This window comes from Variovorax sp. 01T439_2 (genome assembly GCF_056398445.1).
Genome location: NZ_JBFTPJ010000902.1, coordinates 1 through 2,401 on the forward strand (window position 1 = coordinate 1; position 2,401 = coordinate 2,401).

Below are 2,401 nucleotides of genomic sequence, written 5' to 3' on the forward strand. Positions count from 1 at the left end.
GCGGGGAGCACCCGATGCCCTGTGCACCTGGGCACGCTCGTGGTGCACCGCTGATCAACCAGTGCTCTGATCACGCTCCCGTCGATGGGGTGCCTTGCGCAGCGAAATMAAGGRGGAGGCCGMAGGCCGGRGGACATTCGCGGAGGGGAGTACCCGGTGGCCTGTGCACGCGCCCCGAACAAGAGCGCCCTGAACAACAGCGCCAAGAACAAAGCAAAACATCACTGCCACCCAAACCGCCGCGCATACCACCCCTTGACCGCCTGCGTGAGCGTCGCATACCCCGCCAGCATCGCTGCGAGCCACGGAAAGTAGGCCAACGGAAGCGCCTGCAGCCTGAAGTAGTGCGCGAGCCGCCCCATCGGCAGCCAGATGCCCGCCGCCGCAATCGCCGCGCCCATCGCCAGCAGCGGCCAGGCCGCGCGGCTTTGCAGGAACGGGATCTTGCGCGTGCGGATCAGGTGCACGACCAGYGTCTGCGACAACAGGCCTTCGATGAACCAGCCCGACTGGAACAGCGCCTGGTGCGCCACCGTGTTCGCCGAGAACGCGAACCACATCACGGCGTAGGTCAGGATGTCGAACACCGAGCTCAGCGGCCCGARGAACAGCATGAAGCGGCCCAGGTCGGCCGGGTTCCAGCTCTGCGGCTTGCGCAGGAACTCGGCGTCCACGTTGTCGAACGGAATCGCGATCTGCGACACGTCGTACAGCAGGTTCTGCACCAGCAGATGCAGCGGCAGCATCGGCAGGAAGGGCAGGAACGCGCTCGCCACCAGCACCGAGAACACGTTGCCGAAATTCGAGCTCGCCGTGAGCTTGATGTACTTCAGCATGTTGGCAAAGGTGCGGCGGCCTTCCACCACGCCCTRCTCCAGCACCATCAGGCTCTTCTCGAGCAGGATGATGTCGGCCGATTCCTTGGCCACGTCCACCGCGCCGTCCACCGAAATGCCGRTGTCGGCCGCACGCAGCGCGGGCGCATCGTTGATGCCGTCGCCCATGAAGCCCACCACGTGCCCGTTCGCATGCAGCGCACGCACGATGCGCTCCTTGTGCGCGGGCGTGAGCTTGGCGAACACCTGGTGCCGCTCGACCAGCGCGCACAGGCCGGCGTCGTCCAACTCTTCGATCTCGCGGCCCGGCACCACGCGGCCGACCTCGATGCCCACGTCGCCGCAGACCTTGCGCGCCACCAGCTCGTTGTCGCCCGTCAGCACCTTCACGGCCACGCCGTGCTCGGCCAGCGCGCGCAGCGCGGGTGCGGTCGACTCCTTCGGCGGATCGAGAAAGGCGACATAACCCAGCAGCGTGAGCGCCGTTTCGTCGGCCACGCCGTAGGCCACTTGGGCCTGCCGTTGCGTCCCGGCGGCCAGCAGGCGGCTGGCCACGGCCACCACGCGCAGGCCCTGGGTGTTGAGCTCCGACGCGATGGCGTGGATGCGTGCGAGCAGGCCGGCGTCGAGCGGCAGCACCTCGTCGCCGCGCTCGACCGAGCTGCAGACCGAGAGGATCTCTTCCAGTGCGCCCTTGCAGACCAGCAGGTGCTCGCTCCCGCCGTTCTCGACCACCACCGACATGCGCCGGCGCGCGAAGTCGAAGGGCACCTCGTCGATCTTGCGCCAGGCCGTCTGCAGCCGCGTTTCCAGCCGCACCTCGGCATGGTTCAGCACCGCCTTGTCGAGCAGGTTCTTCAGGCCGGTCTGATGGAAGCTGTTCAGGTAGGCCATCTGCAGCACGTGGTCCGAGGCCTCGCCCCAGGCGTTGGTGTGGCGCTCCAGCACGATGCGGTCCTGCGTCAGCGTGCCGGTCTTGTCGGTGCACAGCACGTCCATGGCGCCGAAGTTGTGGATCGCTTCGAGCCGCTTCACGATCACCTTCTGCCGCGACATCACGACCGCGCCCTTGGCCAGCGCAGCGGTCACGATCATCGGCAGCATCTCGGGCGTGAGGCCCACCGCGATCGACAGCGCGAACAGCGCCGCCTCCCACCAGTCGCCCTTGGCCAGGCCGTTGATCACCAGCACCAGCGGCGCCATCACCAGCATGAAGCGGATCAGCACCCAGCTCACGCGGTTGATGCCGGCCTGGAACGCGCTGGTGCCCTGGTCGGCGGCGGTCACGCGCTGCGCCAGCGCGCCGAAGAAGGTGCGGTTGCCCGTGTGCACGATGAGCGCGGAGGCGGTGCCGCTGACCACGCTGGTGCCCATGAAGAGCAGGTTGTCGCGCTCGAGCACGCCGGCTTCATGGCTGCCGCGGTCGATGCAGAACTTCTCCACGGGCATCGCTTCGCCGGTCAGCGCCGACTGGCTGATGAACAGGTCCTTGGCCGCGAGCAGCCGGCAGTCGGCCGGGATCATGTCGCCGGCCGAGAGTGCGATCACGTCGCCCGGCACCAGGT

At 67.8% G+C, this 2,401-nt stretch carries 1 protein-coding gene; it reads right to left on the reverse strand.

The window, feature by feature from the left end:
* Nucleotides 1-221: 221 nt before the first annotated feature.
* On the reverse strand, nucleotides 222-2,401 hold a 2,180-nt coding region (gene mgtA / locus AC1DOC_RS29545; protein WP_478131112.1), incomplete at its 5' end, for a magnesium-translocating P-type ATPase.